The sequence below is a fragment of the Enterobacter sp. 120016 genome (assembly GCF_018383635.1).
GTDB classification, from domain to species: domain Bacteria; phylum Pseudomonadota; class Gammaproteobacteria; order Enterobacterales; family Enterobacteriaceae; genus Enterobacter; species Enterobacter asburiae_D.
This window is the reverse complement of sequence record NZ_JAHAWC010000012.1, coordinates 102,758-119,697: the sequence shown is the minus strand read 5'-3', so window position 1 is coordinate 119,697 and position 16,940 is coordinate 102,758. Positions and strand designations below refer to the sequence as shown.

General features: G+C 57.1%; 15 protein-coding genes. 10 read left to right on the top strand and 5 right to left on the bottom strand.

Annotation, left to right across the window (positions count from 1 at the left end; all coding sequences use genetic code 11):
* Positions 1-5 precede the first annotated feature (5 nt).
* The 4 genes from KIF87_RS16970 to psiE all read left to right on the top strand — a co-directional run bounded on the left by KIF87_RS16970 (position 6) and on the right by psiE (position 4,063).
* A complete protein-coding gene (locus tag KIF87_RS16970) occupies positions 6-644 on the top strand; it encodes a YjbF family lipoprotein (protein ID WP_213329724.1) in 639 nt (212 codons plus the stop codon).
* A complete protein-coding gene (locus tag KIF87_RS16965; protein WP_213329722.1) occupies positions 641-1,378 on the top strand; it encodes a capsule biosynthesis GfcC family protein in 738 nt (245 codons plus the stop codon). Before KIF87_RS16970 ends, KIF87_RS16965 begins: the two co-directional genes overlap by 4 nt.
* On the top strand, positions 1,378-3,474 hold the full coding sequence (locus KIF87_RS16960) for a YjbH domain-containing protein (RefSeq protein ID WP_213329720.1): 2,097 nt from the start codon (positions 1,378-1,380) through the stop codon (positions 3,472-3,474). Before KIF87_RS16965 ends, KIF87_RS16960 begins: the two co-directional genes overlap by 1 nt.
* Before the next feature lie 178 nt (positions 3,475-3,652).
* On the top strand, positions 3,653-4,063 hold the full coding sequence (psiE, locus tag KIF87_RS16955) for a phosphate-starvation-inducible protein PsiE (RefSeq protein ID WP_000202963.1): 411 nt from the start codon (positions 3,653-3,655) through the stop codon (positions 4,061-4,063).
* Positions 4,064-4,160: 97 nt separating this feature from the next.
* Here psiE and malG read toward each other — a convergent pair whose 3' ends face one another.
* From malG to malE, 3 genes are all read right to left on the bottom strand, one after another.
* Complete coding sequence (gene malG / locus KIF87_RS16950; RefSeq protein ID WP_213329718.1) at positions 4,161-5,051, bottom strand: maltose ABC transporter permease MalG; 891 nt, start codon at positions 5,049-5,051, stop codon at positions 4,161-4,163.
* A 14-nt stretch (positions 5,052-5,065) separates the two neighbouring features.
* Entirely contained in the window at positions 5,066-6,610 is a 1,545-nt protein-coding gene (gene malF, locus KIF87_RS16945) for a maltose ABC transporter permease MalF (RefSeq protein WP_213329716.1), read from the bottom strand.
* A 121-nt stretch (positions 6,611-6,731) separates the two neighbouring features.
* The gene (gene malE / locus KIF87_RS16940) at positions 6,732-7,922 is read right to left on the bottom strand and encodes a maltose/maltodextrin ABC transporter substrate-binding protein MalE (RefSeq protein WP_032645104.1); all 1,191 of its coding nucleotides are present in this window, start codon (positions 7,920-7,922) and stop codon (positions 6,732-6,734) included.
* Between the two features lie 370 nt (positions 7,923-8,292).
* Here malE and malK point away from each other — a divergent pair, with 370 nt between their 5' ends.
* From malK to ubiA, 5 genes are all read left to right on the top strand, one after another.
* Positions 8,293-9,402: a maltose/maltodextrin ABC transporter ATP-binding protein MalK gene (malK, locus tag KIF87_RS16935; protein WP_193941048.1), complete on the top strand. Its 1,110-nt coding sequence runs from the start codon at positions 8,293-8,295 to the stop codon at positions 9,400-9,402.
* Between the two features lie 71 nt (positions 9,403-9,473).
* Complete coding sequence (locus tag KIF87_RS16930) at positions 9,474-10,829, top strand: maltoporin (protein ID WP_213329714.1); 1,356 nt, start codon at positions 9,474-9,476, stop codon at positions 10,827-10,829.
* Between the two features lie 114 nt (positions 10,830-10,943).
* Positions 10,944-11,897: a maltose operon protein MalM gene (malM, locus tag KIF87_RS16925; protein WP_213329712.1), complete on the top strand. Its 954-nt coding sequence runs from the start codon at positions 10,944-10,946 to the stop codon at positions 11,895-11,897.
* Positions 11,898-12,077: 180 nt separating this feature from the next.
* Positions 12,078-12,575: a chorismate lyase gene (gene ubiC / locus KIF87_RS16920; RefSeq protein ID WP_023334136.1), complete on the top strand. Its 498-nt coding sequence runs from the start codon at positions 12,078-12,080 to the stop codon at positions 12,573-12,575.
* Positions 12,576-12,587: 12 nt separating this feature from the next.
* Entirely contained in the window at positions 12,588-13,457 is an 870-nt protein-coding gene (gene ubiA / locus KIF87_RS16915) for a 4-hydroxybenzoate octaprenyltransferase (protein ID WP_047650908.1), read from the top strand.
* A 90-nt stretch (positions 13,458-13,547) separates the two neighbouring features.
* Here ubiA and zntA read toward each other — a convergent pair whose 3' ends face one another.
* Together zntA and KIF87_RS16905 are read right to left on the bottom strand one after the other, a co-directional pair.
* Positions 13,548-15,719, bottom strand: a complete 2,172-nt coding sequence (zntA, locus tag KIF87_RS16910) for a Zn(II)/Cd(II)/Pb(II) translocating P-type ATPase ZntA (RefSeq protein WP_213329710.1) — start codon at positions 15,717-15,719, stop codon at positions 13,548-13,550.
* A 76-nt stretch (positions 15,720-15,795) separates the two neighbouring features.
* Positions 15,796-16,422, bottom strand: a complete 627-nt coding sequence (locus KIF87_RS16905; protein ID WP_213329708.1) for a lysoplasmalogenase — start codon at positions 16,420-16,422, stop codon at positions 15,796-15,798.
* 129 nt (positions 16,423-16,551) lie between these two features.
* On the opposite strand from KIF87_RS16905, the gene KIF87_RS16900 reads away from it, so the two are divergent.
* Positions 16,552-16,908, top strand: coding sequence for a DUF2500 domain-containing protein (locus KIF87_RS16900; RefSeq protein WP_213329706.1), 357 nt, complete (start codon positions 16,552-16,554; stop codon positions 16,906-16,908).
* The last annotated feature ends 32 nt before the right edge of the window (positions 16,909-16,940 follow it).

The window sequence follows — 16,940 nt, the reverse complement described above, 5'->3', positions numbered from 1 at the left end:
GAGTCGTGAAGCGACCTGCAATCATTCTGATTTGCCTGCTGCTGCAGGCGTGCTCGGCCACCACTAAAGGGCTGGGAAACTCACTGTGGGAAAGCATGTTCGGCACACCGGGCGTACATCTGACCGATGACGAACTTCAAAACATGCCCTATGCCAGTCAGTACATGCAGCTTAACGATGGCCCGCAGCTGTTTGTGGTGCTCGCTTTCGATGAAAACGGGCAGCAGAAATGGGTGACGCAAGATCAGGCCACCATCGTGACGCAGCATGGCCGTATCGTGAAAACCCTGTTGGGCGGCGACAACCTGCTGGAAGTGAATAATATCGCTGCCGATCCGCTGATCGAGCCGAACCAGATCGCCGAAGGCGCAAGCTGGACGCGCACGATGGGCTGGACCGAACATAAGCAGGTGCGCTACGCCACGGCACGCTCGACCTTCCGCTGGGACGGCACGGACAGCGTGAAAGTCGGCAGCGATGAAACTCATGTTCGCGTGCTGGATGAAGAAGTCACCACCGACCAGGCCACCTGGCACAACCGCTTCTGGATCGACGAGGAAGGGCAGATCCGCCAGTCCCTGCAGTATCTCGGTGCCGGATTCTTCCCGGTGAAAACCACCCTGATCAAGGCGGCGAAATCATGAAAACGCTCATCCACGTTGCGCTTCTCGCCAGCCTTGCCGCGCCGCTGGCATGGTCCGCAGGGACGGTGAAGGTCTACACGCCGGACAGTGATAAACCCAAAACCTTAACCCACGCCGAGCATCTGCTCGATCTCGTCGGACAGCCAAGGCTCGCCAACAGCTGGTGGCCGGGGGCAGTGATCGCTGAACGGCAGAAGACCGCTGAAGCGGAACAACAGCACAAGGCGCTCCTTGCCAGGCTGACGGGTTTAGCGGAGCAGGAAGATGGCGACGACGCGGCGGCCATTAACAGCGTTCGCCAGCAGCTGCAGGCGCTGAAGGTGACGGGCCGTCAGAAAGTGAATCTTGATCCAGATGAAGTGCGCGTCACGGAAAAGGGCAACCCCACGCTTGAAGGGGAGTATACGCTCTGGCTGCCGGTGCAGCCGACGACAGTGACCGTGATGGGGCTTATCAGCAGCCCGGGTAAAAAGCCCTTTACGCCCGGTCGTGACGTGGTGAGCTACCTCGACGAGCAGAGCCTGCTGAGCGGTGCCGATAACAGCTACGCCTGGGTGGTTTACCCTGATGGGCACACACAAAAAGCCCCCGTCGCTTACTGGAATAAACGGCATATCGAACCTATGCCGGGCAGCATCATTTTTGTCGGTTTTGCCGACCATTTCTGGACGAAGGCGTATGACGGGCTTAACGCCGATATCCTTCACTCCCTGATTCAGCGGATACCGGAATAATGAAAAGAACTTATCTCTACAGCATGCTGGCGCTCTGCGTGAGTGCTGCCTGCCATGCAGAAACGTATCCGGCACCCATTGGCCCGTCTCAGTCAGACTTCGGCGGCGTCGGTTTACTGCAAACGCCCACCGCGCGTATGGCGCGCGAAGGGGAAATTAGCCTTAACTACCGTGATAACGACCAGTATCGCTACTACTCGGCGTCGGTGCAGTTGTTCCCGTGGCTTGAAACCACGCTGCGCTATACCGACGTGCGTACGAAACAATACAGCAGCGTTGAGGCGTTCTCCGGCGATCAGACCTACAAAGATAAAGCCTTCGACGTCAAGCTGCGCCTGTGGGAAGAGAGCTACTGGATGCCGCAGGTGTCCGTGGGTGCCAAAGATATCGGTGGTACAGGTCTGTTCGATGCGGAATACATCGTGGCCAGCAAAGCCTGGGGCCCGTTCGACTTCTCGCTCGGCCTGGGGTGGGGCTATCTGGGCACCAGCGGTAACGTGAAAAACCCGTTCTGCTCCTACAGCGACAAATACTGCTATCGCGATAACAGCTACAAAAAAGCCGGTTCCATCAACGGTGACCAGATGTTCCACGGCCCCGCCTCGCTGTTTGGCGGTGTGGAGTATCAGACCCCGTGGCAGCCATTGCGCCTGAAGCTCGAGTATGAAGGGAATGACTACTCGCACGACTTCGCCGGGAAGATTGAGCAGAAGAGCAAGTTTAACGTCGGCGCCATTTATCGCGTCACCGACTGGGCCGACGTTAACCTCAGCTACGAGCGCGGCAATACGGTGATGTTTGGCTTCACGCTGCGCACCAACTTTAACGACATGCGGCCGCACTACAATGATAACGCGCGCCCTGCATACCAGCCGGAGCCACAGGATGCGATTCTGCAGCACTCCGTGGTGGCAAACCAGCTGACGCTGCTGAAATACAATGCCGGTCTGGCGGATCCGAAGATTCAGACCAAAGGCGATACGCTTTACGTCACCGGCGAGCAGGTGAAATACCGCGACTCGCGCGAAGGGATCGAACGCGCCAACCGGATCGTTATGAACGATCTGCCGGAGGGGATCCGCACGATCCGCGTGACGGAAAACCGCCTCAACCTGCCGCAGGTCACAACCGAAACGGACGTTGCCAGCCTCAAGCGCCATCTTGAAGGCGAGCCGCTTGGGCATGAAACCGAGCTGGTGCAAAAACGCATCGAGCCCGTGGTGCCGGACACCACCGAGCAGGGCTGGTATATCGATAAATCGCGCTTCGATTTCCATATCGATCCGGTGCTGAACCAGTCCGTCGGCGGGCCTGAAAACTTCTACATGTATCAGCTGGGCGTCATGGCAACGGCGGATCTGTGGGTCACCGACCATCTGCTGACCACCGGCAGCCTGTTCGGCAACATCGCCAACAACTACGACAAATTCAACTACACCAACCCGCCAAAAGACTCGGCGCTGCCGCGCGTGCGTACCCGCGTGCGTGAATACGTGCAGAACGATGCCTACGTGAATAACCTGCAGGCCAACTACTTCCAGTACTTCGGCAACGGCTTCTACGGCCAGGTGTACGGCGGATATCTGGAAACCATGTACGGCGGCGCGGGGGCGGAAGTGCTTTATCGTCCTGTCGACAGCAACTGGGCGTTCGGGGTTGATGCCAACTACGTGAAACAGCGTGACTGGCGCAGCGCGCAGGACATGATGAAATTCACCGACTACAGCGTCAAAACGGGCCATCTGACCGCCTACTGGACGCCGTCGTTCGCCCCTGACGTGCTGGTGAAAGCCAGCGTCGGCCAGTACCTGGCGGGCGATAAGGGCGGTACGCTGGACATCTCTAAACACTTCGACAGCGGCGTCGTGGTGGGCGGCTACGCCACCATCACCAACGTCTCGCCGGACGAATATGGGGAAGGGGACTTCACCAAAGGAGTTTACGTGTCCATTCCGCTGGATCTGTTCTCGTCAGGCCCTACCCGCAGCCGCGCGGCAGTGGGCTGGACGCCGCTGACGCGTGACGGGGGTCAGCAGCTTGGACGCAAGTTCCAGCTGTATGACATGACGAGCGATAAGAACATTAACTTCCGCTGATGCTTTTTTGCCCGGTGGCGCTGCGCTTACCGGGCCTACGATAGGTTTTTTGTAGGCCGGGCAAACGCAGTGCCGCCCGGCAAGAATGCTCATGCGGACAAAACATAAACAAAAAATATAGATCCCCGTCACATTTTTGCGTTATACAGGAACCTCGCCCTGGAGAATGAGGTGCTGTATGACATCCCTGACTCGCCCGCGCGTTGAGTTTATCTCAACTATCCTCCAGACCGTGTTGAACCTCGGTCTGTTGAGCCTTGGCCTGATACTGGTCGTCTTTCTCGGCAAAGAGACGGTGCATCTGGCGGATGTACTGTTCGCCCCTGAACAAACCAGCAAATATGCGCTGGTGGAAGGCCTGGTGGTCTACTTTCTCTACTTTGAATTTATCGCCCTGATTGTGAAGTACTTTCAGTCCGGCTTTCACTTCCCGCTGCGTTATTTTGTCTACATCGGGATCACCGCGATTGTGCGGCTGATCATCGTCGATCATAAATCCCCGCTCGACGTGCTGATCTACTCGGCGGCGATCCTGCTGCTGGTCATTACGCTCTGGCTGTGCAATTCGAAGCGGCTGAAACGCGAATAAAAAAATGGCGGCCCGGAGGCCGCCTAACAACAGTCACAAGTTGGGTCAATACAATACGTCTAAAGTTGAGGGTTGCAGTGGCATAACAAAATGAAACTTAACCTTTCACACCGCCCGCCGTCAGGCCGTTGACCAGCCAGCGCTGCGCCAGCAGGAACACCACGGTGATTGGGATGGCAGAAAGTACGGCCGCCGCGGCAAAGTCGCCCCACAGGTAGTTTTGCGGGTTGAGGTATTGCTGCATACCTACGGCCAGGGTGTAGCTGTTCACATCACGCAGTAACAGTGAGGCAACCGGTACTTCGGTGATCGCAGCGATAAACGACAGAATAAACACCACCGCCAGGATAGGCACCGACAGCGGCAGCAGCACCAGGCGGAACGCCTGCCACGGGGTTGCGCCATCCAGCGCGGCCGCTTCTTCCAGCGAGCCGTCGATGGTTTCGAAATAGCCTTTAATGGTCCATACATGCAGTGCGATACCGCCAAGATAGGCGAAGATCACGCCGCCGTGGGTGTTCAGACCGATAAAGGGTACGTACTGGCCCAGACGGTCAAACAAGGCATACAACGCCACCAGCGACAGCACGGCCGGGAACATCTGGAAAATCAGCATCCCTTTCAGCAGCGTCGCTTTGCCCGGGAAGCGCATGCGGGCGAAGGCGTAGGCGCAGGTAGTGGAGAGCGTCACGATGCCGATCGCGGTAATGCCTGCGATTTTCACCGAGTTCCACAGCCACAGCAGCACCGGGAACGGCGGCGGCGTGATGCGGCCATCGGCATGTTCCACGCTGAAGCCCAGCGCGAGCTTCCAGTGCTCCCAGGAGATTTCGTCCGGGATCAGGCTCCCGGTGGCGAAGTTACCCGAACGCAGGGAGATGGCGATAACCATCAGCAGCGGGAACATGATCGCCGCGATGAAAATCAGCAGGCCTAAGTGCGTCGCCAGGAGGCGCAGTTTCTGAGATTTGGGTTGTACCATTGCCATGATCGATGCCCTCCTTAGTCGAATTTCATACGTGTGGCTTTCAGGTTCACAATCGCCAGGGCGCCTACCAGCAGGAAGATCAGGGTGGCAATCGCCGCCGCCAGACCGAAGTCCTGACCGCCGCCGCCTTCGAAGGCGATACGGTAGGTGTAGCTCACGAGCAGGTCGGTATAGCCTGCTGGCGTCGTGGTGCCAAGGCGGTCCGGGCCGCCGTTGGTCAACAGCTGAATCAGCACGAAGTTGTTAAAGTTAAAGGCGAAGCTGGCAATCATCAGCGGCGTCAGCGGCTTAATGAGCAGCGGCAGCGTAATCTTGAAGAAGTTCTGGAACGGGCCCGCGCCGTCCATCGCCGAGGCTTCATACAGATCGTCCGGGATAGCCTTCAGCAGGCCCATGCACAGGATCATCATGTACGGATAACCGAGCCAGGTGTTCACGATGATAATCATCGAGCGGGCGGTGGTCGGGTCGCTGAACCAGGCCGGTTTGATGCCGAACAGGGCGCTCAGCATCATGTTGATTTCACCGAAGCTCTGGTTAAACAGCCCTTTGAAAATCAGAATCGAGATAAACGACGGTACGGCGTACGGCAGAATCAGCAGGACGCGGTAAATCGCTTTGCCCTTAAGGGATTCCCACTGGACCAGACAGGCCAGCACCATGCCCACGGCAACGGTCAGGATCACCGTCAGCACCGAGAAGACCACCGTCCAGACGAAGATGGCGAAGAACGGTTTCTGAATGCCTTCGTCGGTAAACACGCGGGTAAAGTTGTCCCAGCCAATGGTGACGGTATAGCCTGGGCTGAGCTTGTCATCACCCCATTTGCCGTCGGCAGTAATGGACTGATAGAAACCAATGTCGTTATTCGGACGATATTTTACGCCGCTCTGGTTGTTGGTCAGCGTGCCGTCGTTCGCCAGAGTGTACAGCGGCTGCGTGCCGGAGAACTGGCGCAGCGAGCTCATGGTCACTTTGCTTTCGTCTGGCAGCACGGCGGTGAGCTGGGTCAGCGCCTGACGGTTCTGGGTAATAACGCGTAGGTTGGCACGTTCACCTTCAGGCAGGGCCTGTGCCTCTTTTAAGGCCAGCTTCTGCTCGCCGCCAAACTTGAACGCGTCGGAGACATAGTATTTGCTGCTTGATTCGTCAGTAAGCGCTAACTTCCACTCGTTACCGGCAGGATACAGGCCGAAGTTAAAGGTCTTGCCTGCCTGATATGAGCGATCCAGCAGGACCTGCTGCGCGCGTTCCTGCGCAAGCTGGTTGGTGCTGCTGTAGTTAGTGAACGCAATGGCGATGGTACAAATCAGCGGGAACAGGACAAACAGCCCCATCCCGGCCACGCCCGGGTAGACATAGCGCCAGGCATAGGCTTTACGATTAGCGAAAATATACAGGCCAGCAGAGCTTAAAATCAGCGTCATGATGGCAAACAGATATTCCCCTTGTACGTACATTAAAACAACAAGGTAACCCACCAGCAGACACAGCAGACCGATCGCTGACCACTTCAGCGCGTCGCTTTGCCACCAGTGCTTCTTTTTAATGACATCCATGGGGTTCTTCCTCTACAACGGTGGAAACTTATCGTCAGGTGGCGCTGCGCTTACCTGACCTACGGATCGTGCCGTAGTCGTAGGGCGGGTAAGCGCATGCGCCACCCGCCGTTTTTCAGACTTACTTAGTAATACGACCCTGAGCATCCTTCAGCGCGGCATCGACAGTCTGACGACCGCTTGCAGCGTTGATGACCGCGGTACGCGTGGCGTACCAGAATGCGGCCATCTGCGGGATGTTCGGCATGATTTCGCCTTTCTGGGCGTTATCCATGGTGGCCGCGATACGTGGGTCCTTCGCCAGATGATCCTGGAAGGATTTCAGCGCAACGGCGCCCAGCGGTTTGTCCTTGTTCACTTCATCCAGACCCTGATCGGTCAGCAGGTAGTTTTCCAGGAACTCTTTCGCCAGCTCTTTGTTCGGGCTGGCAGCGTTGATGCCCGCGCTCAGCACGCCAACGAACGGTTTAGACGGCTTACCTTTGAAGGTTGGCAGCAGGGTCACGCCGTAGTTGATTTTGCTCTTGTCGATGTTGGTCCAGGCCCACGGACCGTTGATGGTCATCGCGGTTTCGCCTTTGTTGAACGCCGCTTCCGCGATAGAGTAGTCGGTATCCGCGTTCATGTGTTTGTTCTTGATGAGGTCAACCAGGAAGGTCAGACCCGCTTTCGCGCCCGCGTTGTCCACGCCCACGTCTTTCACGTCATATTTGCCGTTTTCAAACTTGAACGCGTAGCCGCCGTCGGCAGCAATCAGTGGCCAGGTGAAGTACGGCTCTTGCAGGTTGAACATCAGGGCGGATTTACCTTTCGCCTTCAGCTCTTTATCCAGTTTCGGGATCTCTTCCCAGGTTTTCGGTGGGTTTGGTACCAGGTCTTTGTTGTAAATCAGAGACAGGGCTTCAACCGCGATAGGGTAAGCGATCAGCTTGCCGTTATAGCGAACGGCGTCCCAGGTGAACGGGAACAGCTTGTCCTGGAAGGCTTTATCTGGCGTTACTTCTGCCAGCAGGCCAGACTGCGCGTAACCCCCGAAACGGTCATGCGCCCAGAAGATGATGTCCGGGCCGTCGCCGGTTGCTGCAACCTGCGGGAATTTCTCCTCCAGCTTGTCCGGGTGTTCTACGGTAACTTTGATACCGGTGTCTTTCTCGAATTTTTTGCCCACTTCGGCCAGGCCGTTATAGCCCTTGTCGCCGTTAATCCAGATAACCAGTTTGCCTTCTTCAATTTTGGCGAGCGCCGGTGCGGAAATCATCATTGCTGCGAGGGCGGACAATGCGAAAACGCGTGCGCCAGTCTTGATATTCATAGCTGCCATCCTTTTTGGTGATGTCTCGTGGTATGACTTCAGTGGTTCAACGTGTCTCAGTCTCCTTATTTGACATCCTCTTTCCATCCTCCCAACCCCTACGCCCCACCCCCCGTTTGTGTGATCTCCGTTACATAAATTTAAGTTATGAGTGCTGGCGCACATAAAAACCCACCGAAATTTGCAGGCGGCTTCACGAATTTTGCCTCAGCCCTCCCACAGCGGTCGCAGAGCCTGCTCTCTCATCCTCCCGCCTCCTCCCCCATAAAAAAGGCGGGGGGTGGAGGATTCGGGAAAGTAATGGATACCCCATAGTGAACTTATCTTGAATGTTTCTGTCGGTGACAGGTTGTAACGAAGGGAGAAGGGCATGGCGAGCGTACAGCTGCGTAATGTAACGAAAGCCTGGGGTGACGTTGTGGTGTCGAAAGACATCAATCTGGACATCAACGAAGGCGAGTTCGTGGTGTTTGTTGGCCCATCAGGCTGTGGTAAATCTACTCTGCTGCGTATGATTGCCGGTCTTGAAACCATCACCAGCGGCGACCTGCTGATTGGTGATACCCGAATGAATGACATCCCGCCTGCCGAACGTGGCGTAGGCATGGTGTTCCAGTCTTATGCACTCTATCCCCACCTTTCCGTTGCCGAAAACATGTCCTTCGGCTTGAAGCTGGCCGGCGCGAAGAAAGAGGTCATTAACCAACGCGTGACGCAGGTGGCGGAAGTGTTACAGCTGGCGCACCTGCTGGAGCGTAAGCCAAAAGCGCTTTCCGGTGGTCAGCGTCAGCGTGTGGCGATTGGCCGTACGCTGGTGGCCGAACCGCGCGTGTTCCTGCTTGATGAACCTCTCTCTAACCTGGATGCCGCCCTGCGCGTCCAGATGCGTATTGAAATCTCCCGTCTACACAAGCGTCTTGGCCGCACGATGATTTACGTCACCCACGATCAGGTGGAAGCGATGACCCTCGCCGACAAAATCGTGGTGCTGGATGCCGGCCGCGTGGCGCAGGTGGGTAAACCGCTGGAGCTGTACCACTACCCGGCAGACCGCTTTGTTGCGGGCTTTATTGGCTCGCCAAAGATGAACTTCCTGCCCGTCAAAGTGACCGCAACAGCCATTGAACAGGTACAGGTGGAGCTGCCAAACCGCCAGCAGATCTGGCTGCCGGTCGACAGCGCCAACGTACAGGTCGGGGCAAACATGTCCCTCGGTATTCGTCCTGAGCACCTGCTGCCGAGCCACATCGCCGATGTGACTCTGGAAGGTGACGTTCAGGTCGTCGAACAGCTCGGTCACGAAACACAGATTCATATCCAGATCCCCGCCATCCGTCAGAACCTGGTCTACCGCCAGAATGACGTGGTGTTGGTAGAAGAGGGTGCCACATTCGCTATCGGCTTGCCGCCAGAGCGTTGCCATCTGTTCCGTGAGGATGGCACTGCATGTCGTCGGTTGCACAAAGAGCCAGGCGTTTAAGCAATCCCAAAAGAAGACACGAAACCGACAGGTGAAGTGTTCAAAGAAAAGCAATGATCTCAGGAGATAGAATGATGATTACTCTGCGCAAACAAGTCCCTCTGGCAATCGCCGTTGCGGCAGGCATCCTGTCTGCCCAGGCAGGCGCCGTGGACTTTAAAGGTTATGCTCGTTCCGGCATTGGCTGGACCGGGAGTGGCGGTGCTCAGCAGTGCTTCCAGGCAACGGGTGCTCAAAGTAAATACCGTCTTGGTAACGAATGTGAAACCTATGCGGAATTGAAACTGGGTCAGGAAGTGTGGAAAGAAGGCGATAAGAGCTTCTATTTCGACACCAACGTCGCGTATTCCGTTGCGCAGCAGAACGACTGGGAAGCGACTGACCCGGCGTTCCGTGAAGCTAACGTGCAGGGTAAAAACCTGATTGAATGGCTGCCAGGCTCCACCATCTGGGCCGGTAAGCGCTTCTATCAGCGTCATGACGTTCACATGATCGACTTCTACTACTGGGATATTTCAGGTCCTGGTGCCGGTATCGAAAACATCGATCTGGGCTTCGGTAAGCTCTCTCTGGCAGCCAGCCGCTCCACTGAAGCTGGCGGTTCTTCAACCTTCGCCAGCAACAGCGTCCGTGACTACACCACCGACACTGCCAACGACGTGTTTGACGTGCGTTTAGCTCAGATGGAAGTCAACCCAGGCGGTACATTGGAACTGGGTGTCGACTACGGTCACACCAACGTTAACGATAACTACTACCTGCAGCCAAAAGCATCGAAAGATGGTTGGATGTTCACCGCAGAACATACCCAGAGCATGCTGAAAGGCTATAACAAATTTGTTGTTCAGTATGCAACGGACTCCATGACCTCTCAGGGTAAAGGTCTGAACCAGGGGGCTAGCATTGGTCTTGGTAAGGACGATACCGACGGCAAACTCTACGGTTATGGCATCAACAACAACGGTAGCCTGCTGCGTATCCTCGACCACGGTGCAATTTCCCTGGCCGACAACTGGGATCTGATGTACGTCGGTATGTACCAGGATATCGACTGGGATAACAACAACGGCACCAAATGGTGGACCGTCGGCGTGCGTCCTATGTACAAATGGACGCCAATCATGAGTACCCTGCTGGAAGTGGGCTACGACAACGTCAAATCTCAGAAAACTGACGAAACCAACAACCAGTACAAAATCACTCTGGCTCAACAGTGGCAGGCTGGCGACAGCATCTGGTCTCGTCCGGCAATCCGTGTCTTCGCAACCTACGCCAAGTGGGATGAGAAGTGGGGTTACGACACCGCCGGTAGCCCGATCTCCACAAGCTCCAACTACAACTCCAACTTCGGTATGCAGACTGCAGGCCTTGGCCGCGGTGACACTGATGAGTGGAGCTTCGGTGCCCAGATGGAAATCTGGTGGTAATTCGCAATACCTGACGTAATGACCTGAAAAGAGGGGCGTAAGCCCCTCTCTCCTTAGGGTACTGCGCGCTATTGCCTGGCCACCGCAGTCCTCACGCTATCAGAGGTAATAACAATGAAAATGAAGAAAAGTCTCGTCGCGCTGTGCCTCTCTGCGGGGCTGCTGGCCAGTGTGCCGGCTCTGACATTCGCAGAAGTAAATTTTGTTCCTCAGAATACAACTACGGCGCCTTCAGTTCCGGCGGCGGCGCTGCAGCAACTGACCTGGATACCGGTTGATCAATCCAAAACGCAATCCACACAGCTTTCAACTGGTGGGCAGCAGCTGAATGTGCCCGGTATCACGGGTCCCGTTGCGGCTTATAGTGTCCCGGCCAATATCGGTGAGCTTACGTTAACGCTAACCAGCGAAGTGAATAAACAGACCAGCGTATTTGCGCCGAATGTGCTGATCCTCGATCAAAACATGACGCCATCAGCATTCTTCCCGAGCGAGTACTTTACCTACCAGGAGCCCGGCGTAATGAGTGCTGACCGCCTGCAAGGCGTGATGCGTCTGACCCCGGCTCTGGGTCAGCAAAAAATCTACGTGCTGGTATTTACTACTGAGAAAGATTTACAACAAAAAACCACCTTAGTTGACCCTGCAAAAGCGTATGCGAAAGGTACCGGCAACGCGGTACCGGATATTCCTGATCCTATTGCCCGCCACGCAACGGATGGTCTGGTGAAGTTAAAAGTCTCCACCAATAGCGCTTCCAGCGTACTGGTTGGCCCACTGTTTGGTTCGTCTGGTCCGGGTCCGGTAACCGTCGGTAACACGGCTGCACCAGCCTATGCCGCGCCTGTCGCCGCTGCGCCAGTAGCCGCACCAGCCGCTGCCCCGGCTCCAGCGAAGCCATCCAAACCGGTACTGAACGACACCGAAGAGTACTTCAACAACGCCATTAAGCAGGCGGTGAAGCGCGGCGATGTCGATAAAGCGCTGAAATTGCTTGATGAAGCCGAACGTTTAGGTTCAACCACTGCCCGTTCCACCTTTATCAGCAGTGTAAAAGGCAAGGGGTAACCGTTTCCCCACAGTGCTGATTTGTTAGTAGTTTGGTGCGCCTGAGTGGGCGCACTTTTTTTCGTATCCGCCAGGCTGTTGCGCCCATGTTGCGATCGTGATCGTTAAATAACGTTTGGCCCCCCTCAATCCGTGTTTCTGCGATACAATGCCATTACGTTATGTATCGGAGAGTCTGGCATGTCACACCCTGCGCTAACGCAACTGCGTGCGCTGCGCTATTTCGACCAAATACCTGCGCTTGATCCGCAGCAGCTTGACTGGCTGTTGCTGGAAGATTCCATGACGAAACGTTTTGAGCAACAGGGTAAAACGGTCACGGTGACCCTGATTCAGGAAGGGTTTGTTTCTGGCGATGAGATCGCCAGCGAGCTGCCGCTGCTGCCGCAGGAGCCACGTTACTGGCTGCGCGAAATTTTACTCTGTGCTGACGGTGAGCCATGGCTTGCCGGGCGGACGGTGGTGCCCGAGTCCACCCTTTCCGGGCCAGAACTGGCGCTGCAGCGTCTGGGGAAAACGCCGCTGGGGCGTTACCTTTTCACCTCGTCTGAGCTTACCCGAGATTTTATTGAGATTGGTCGTGATGCCGAACTCTGGGGGCGTCGTTCCCGCCTTCGCCTGAGCGGTAAGCCGTTAATTCTGACGGAGCTTTTTTTACCGGCATCACCGTTGTACTAAGAGGAAGAAAAAATGGAGTGGAGCCTGACGCAGAATAAGCTGTTGGCGTATCACCGCTTAATGCGTACCGATAAACCGATTGGCGCGTTACTGCTATTGTGGCCAACCCTGTGGGCACTGTGGCTTGCCACACCGGGCGTACCGCCGCTGTGGATCCTGGGCGTATTCGTTGCCGGCGTCTGGCTGATGCGCGCGGCGGGCTGCGTGGTGAATGACTATGCCGACCGTAAATTCGACGGCCATGTTAAGCGTACTGCCGGTCGTCCGTTACCCAGCGGACAGGTCACCGGGAAAGAAGCCCGCGTGCTGTTCATTGTTCTGGTGCTGCTCTCTTTCCTGCTGGTGTTAACCCTCAACACCATGACCATTCTGCTTTCCGTAGCGGCGCTGGCGTTGGCCTGGGTGTATCCGTTTATGAAGCGCTATACCCACCTGCCTCAGGTGGTGCTGGGCGCGGCGTTTGGCTGGTCGATTCCGATGGCGTTTGCGGCGGTTAGTGAGTCCTTACCGCTCAGCTGCTGGCTGATGTTCCTGGCGAACATTCTCTGGGCGGTGGCGTATGACACGCAATACGCGATGGTAGACCGCGACGATGACCTGAAAATTGGCATCAAATCAACCGCCATCCTCTTTGGTCGTCAGGACAAGCTGATTATCGGTATCCTGCAGGTCGCGGTACTGGCGCTGATGGTCGCTATCGGTCGCCTGAACGGGCTGAACTGGGAGTTTTATTGGTCCGTGCTGGTGGCGGGACTGCTGTTTGCGTACCAGCAAAAGCTGATTGCGAAGCGTGAGCGCGACGCCTGCTTTAAAGCGTTTATGAACAACAACTACGTCGGTCTGGTGCTGTTTTTAGGCCTGGCGATGAGCTATTTCTTATAAAAAAAGCCGGGTGGCGGCTTCGCCTTACCCGGCCTACGATTTAGCAGGATATAGTAGGCCCGGTAAGCGTCAGCGCCACCGGGCGTTTTTTTACCGGCGACGCAGCAGCCGAAGCGCGTTCGCCGTCACCAGCACCGTTGCTCCGGTATCCGCCAGCACCGCCAGCCACAATCCGGTCATGCCGAGCAGGGTCGTCACCAGGAAAACCCCTTTCAGCCCGAGCGCGATACCGATGTTCTGACGGATATTGGCCCGCGTCGCCCGCGCCAGGCTAATCATCTGCGCCAGCCCGGTCAGGCGGTTGTGCGTCAATGCCGCGTCGGCCGTTTCCAGCGCCACGTCGGTGCCGCTGCCCATCGCAATACCAATGGTGGACGCTTTCATCGCCGGGGCATCGTTAATCCCGTCACCGACCATCGCCAGCGGCGCGTGAGCGTTCAGCTCCGTTACCGCGCTGACCTTATCCGCGGGCAATAATCCAGCTTTAAACTCCAGCCCCAGCTCACCCGCAATCGCTGCCGCCGCGCGAGGGTTATCACCGGTGAGTATAACGCCCTGCACGCCTAGCTGATGCAGCGCCGCCACGGCTTCTTTTGCGTCATCGCGCAGGGTATCGCGCAGCGCCAGCATCCCTTTCGTGACGCCGTCCTGCAGGACGACCACGACGGTTTGTCCGGTCTGTTCTAACGCCTCAACCTCTGGATGAGAAGACTTGCCCGCCGCGACAATCAGCACCTTTTTATCGTCAACGGTGGCCTCAATCCCTGACCCGACCAGCGCCCGTTGGGCGGTTGCCGGGGGGATGTTCAGCCCGCGTGACTGCGCTTCACGCACAATCGCCTGCGCCAGCGGGTGAGTGGACCCCTGCTCAACGGCGGCGGCCAGCGTAAGCAGCTCATCTTCACTGATTTCCTGCGGATACACGCCGGTCACCTGCGGCTTGCCGACGGTTAACGTACCGGTTTTATCGAAGGCGATATGCTGGACCTGGCTCAGCTGCTCCAGCGCCGCGCCGCCCTTAATCAGCGCCCCGCGACGTGCCGCAGCCGCCAGCCCGGAGGTAATCGCCGCCGGGGTGGAGATCACCAGCGCGCACGGGCAGCCAATCAGCAGCAGCGTCAGCCCTTTATAAATCCAGCCCTCCCACGGCGCGCCAAAGAACAGCGGCGGGACGACGGTGACCAGCAGGGCAACCAGCATGATGGCAGGGGTATAAATCCGGCTGAAGCGATCGATAAAGCGTTCGACCGGCGCGCGGCGCTCCTCTGCCTCTTCAATTAGCTTCAGGATGCGGTCGATGGCACTGTCGCCCGGCTCGGAAAGCACGGTGAGCTGCACCAGACGGTCGACGCTGGTGGCGCCAGCAGGCACTTTTTCACCTGCGGCACGCTCTACCGGAAGGGATTCCCCGGTCAGGGCGCTTTCATCAAAGCTCGCGGTGGCGGTAAGCAGCGCGCCGTCGGCAGGCAGACGCCCCCCTGCGGCCACTTCAATCACGTCGCCCGGGCGCAGCGTAGTGATGGCGACCGTTTCACGCGTGCCGTTTATTACGCGAGTGGCGGTTTCCGGCTTCAGCGCCATCAGCGCGCTGACCCCTTTACGCGCCCGGCTCGCCGCCCAGCCCTCAAGACGTTCGCCGATTAAGAACAGCAGCAGCACCATCGCCGCTTCCGCCGTCGCGCCAATGAACAGCGCGCCGATTGCCGCCACGCTCATCAGCGTTTCGATGGCAAACCAGCTGCCGCTTTTCATCAGGCGCAGCGCCTGACGGGCAATCGGGAACAGCCCGACCAGCGTGGTGGCGATAAACGCCAGATTGCCGAACGGATGGTTAATCTGTTCCAGCCCCCAGCTCAGGGCCATCATGATGATGATGGTAATGAGCGGCAGGTTTTCTTTCAGGGAAGAGGCTTTTTCAACGGGCGCCGTTTCGCTACGCAGGGTATAACCCGCCTTGCTGACGGCGGCTTCAACCTGCTTGCTGATGTCGTTATCGGCGCTAACCAGCAGCTTTTCGGTGGCGAACAGTACCTGAACGTGACTCACGCCCGGTACCTGCATCACCGCGTTTTCCACTTTGCGCGCGCAGGCCGCGCAGTCCATGCCGTTGACGACCCAGCTGAAGCGGTTGCCGCTTTCAGGAAGGGGTTGAGTTGGCGTTTCGCACACGCCTTCGCAGCAGCAGTCGTCTTTCGACGGAGCCGGGCTGAGCTTAAGTGCCGAGAATTGAGGTACTTTTTTAGGTATTTCTGGAGTCGACATGGCAGTCTCCGGCAATGATAATTTTCTCATTAACCGCAGCATACACTCTGGAGTCGACTCCAGAGTCAAGCGCTATTTAGATATACAGCGAACGCACAATCAGGAAATGCCCGGCAAAGTAGCAGGCGGCGGCAATCGCGTTATCCGCCCGGAAGCGGCGGCGATAGTGGCTGCCCAGCCAGACGACATTCCCGATCAGCAGCAGCGCGGCACCGAAGAACGCGGACATCGCCGGAGCGGTCGGGCGGAAGAACCACAGCTCGCCCGCCAGCCACACCATCACCAGCGTCATGGCGATAAAGGTACAGACCGGCAAACGCATCTCTTCCAGACGTGACCAGATCACCGCAATCAGCAGTGCGCCAATCACCAGCAGCACCAGCGGCAGCGGCCAGAAGAAGGAGAGCGTCATCTGGCTGGCAAAGTAGATGGTATAGAGCAGATGCGACAGGAAGAACGCGCCCACGGCATAGAGCAGACGCTGGCGGGGGAGCAGGGTCAGCGCATCGCCTATCAGGGACGCACACAGCCCGGCGAGCACCAGATAGCTGACGGCGTTAAACATCGGCGCTTGCCAGGCCAGCAGCAGCAGGAGCAACAGCGTGACCGGTTTAAACAACCAGCGCTGCCAGGCGGGACCGCGGTACGACGCATCGACATAAAGCCATGCGGAAAAACAGACAGCGATAAATGACCAAAGCATATTAACTCCCTGTATCTGTTAAGTCTGAATAATCAGTTTCTGATCCAGTGTAGTGACGCGGGCGGGCGTTTGGCAATGGCGGTACAGGCAATGTATCCTGAATTCCGCATAATCTTATGGGATTTTAGAATGAGCAAGATGCCGCTTTTTTTCATTATCGTGGTGGCGATTATCGTTATTGCCGCCTCGTTCCGTTTCGTTCAGCAGCGCCGCGAGAAGGCGGATAACGATGCCGCGCCGCTGATACAAAAGCGCGTGGTGGTGATGAACAAGCGTGAGAAACCCCTCAACGACCGCCGCTCGCGCCAGCAGCAGGTGACGCCTGCGGGAACCAGCATGCGCTATGAAGCGAGCTTTAAGCCGGAAACGGGCGGCCTGGAGATGACCTTCCGCCTGGAGGCGCAGCAGTATCATCAGCTGACGGTGGGGGAGAAAGGGACGTTGAGCTACAAAGGGTCGCGGTTTGAGGGGTTCAGGACGGAATAATGCACGAACAGTCCCCTCTCCCACGGGGAGAG

Coding starts and splice junctions, on each gene's coding strand:
- malF (WP_213329716.1), bottom strand. CDS start 6,610: ATGGATGTCATTAAAAAGAAGCACTGGTGGCAAAGCGACGCGCTGAAG.
- KIF87_RS16900 (WP_213329706.1), top strand. CDS start 16,552: ATGAGCAAGATGCCGCTTTTTTTCATTATCGTGGTGGCGATTATCGTT.
- zntA (WP_213329710.1), bottom strand. CDS start 15,719: ATGTCGACTCCAGAAATACCTAAAAAAGTACCTCAATTCTCGGCACTT.
- malK (WP_193941048.1), top strand. CDS start 8,293: ATGGCGAGCGTACAGCTGCGTAATGTAACGAAAGCCTGGGGTGACGTT.
- malE (WP_032645104.1), bottom strand. CDS start 7,922: ATGAATATCAAGACTGGCGCACGCGTTTTCGCATTGTCCGCCCTCGCA.
- KIF87_RS16960 (WP_213329720.1), top strand. CDS start 1,378: ATGAAAAGAACTTATCTCTACAGCATGCTGGCGCTCTGCGTGAGTGCT.
- ubiA (WP_047650908.1), top strand. CDS start 12,588: ATGGAGTGGAGCCTGACGCAGAATAAGCTGTTGGCGTATCACCGCTTA.
- KIF87_RS16930 (WP_213329714.1), top strand. CDS start 9,474: ATGATGATTACTCTGCGCAAACAAGTCCCTCTGGCAATCGCCGTTGCG.
- ubiC (WP_023334136.1), top strand. CDS start 12,078: ATGTCACACCCTGCGCTAACGCAACTGCGTGCGCTGCGCTATTTCGAC.
- malM (WP_213329712.1), top strand. CDS start 10,944: ATGAAAATGAAGAAAAGTCTCGTCGCGCTGTGCCTCTCTGCGGGGCTG.
- psiE (WP_000202963.1), top strand. CDS start 3,653: ATGACATCCCTGACTCGCCCGCGCGTTGAGTTTATCTCAACTATCCTC.
- KIF87_RS16905 (WP_213329708.1), bottom strand. CDS start 16,422: ATGCTTTGGTCATTTATCGCTGTCTGTTTTTCCGCATGGCTTTATGTC.
- KIF87_RS16965 (WP_213329722.1), top strand. CDS start 641: ATGAAAACGCTCATCCACGTTGCGCTTCTCGCCAGCCTTGCCGCGCCG.
- malG (WP_213329718.1), bottom strand. CDS start 5,051: ATGGCAATGGTACAACCCAAATCTCAGAAACTGCGCCTCCTGGCGACG.